The sequence below is a fragment of the Dryocola clanedunensis genome (genome assembly GCF_038405435.1).
Classification (GTDB): Bacteria; Pseudomonadota; Gammaproteobacteria; order Enterobacterales; family Enterobacteriaceae; genus Dryocola; species Dryocola clanedunensis_A.
The window spans coordinates 293-669 of the sequence record NZ_JBBYHZ010000095.1 but is presented as its reverse complement, the minus strand read 5'-3'; the positions used below and the strand labels follow the sequence as shown (position 1 = coordinate 669).

Genomic DNA, 377 nt, shown 5'->3' with positions numbered 1-377 from the left:
ACCACGGGCTGGTGGTGCGCAGCCCGCAGCGGCTGCGCCACACTCTCACGCAGGCCGGTCTGAGCTGCGAAGACCTGCACTACCTCGGCCCGATGTGGCGCGACCGCTCGCCGGCCCGGCGCGACCTCGCTCCACTGCGCGCGGCCTGCCTGTTCACCGCTGAAAAACGCACTCTGGCCCTGCCGGGACCGACGCCCGTGGCCCTGCCACGCTGGCACGGGACCGTGGCCACCTGATCTGGAATGGAATGAAGACGATAGAAATCCACACCGACGGTTCCTGCCTCGGCAATCCCGGCCCGGGCGGCTGGGCGACGTTGCTGCGCTACAACGCGCACGAGCGTGAGCTGAGCGGTGGTGAAGCGCATACCACCAACA

At 69.0% G+C, this 377-nt stretch carries 1 protein-coding gene and 1 pseudogene; both read left to right on the top strand.

Annotated features, from left to right (window positions below; genetic code table 11):
- The coding region (locus AAE045_RS23610; RefSeq protein ID WP_455549740.1) for a hypothetical protein at positions 1-236 on the top strand (236 nt) is incomplete at its 5' end.
- Positions 212-377 (top strand): annotated as a pseudogene (locus AAE045_RS23605) (RNase H family protein); the annotation flags it as partial. The gene AAE045_RS23610 and the pseudogene AAE045_RS23605, both read left to right, overlap by 25 nt.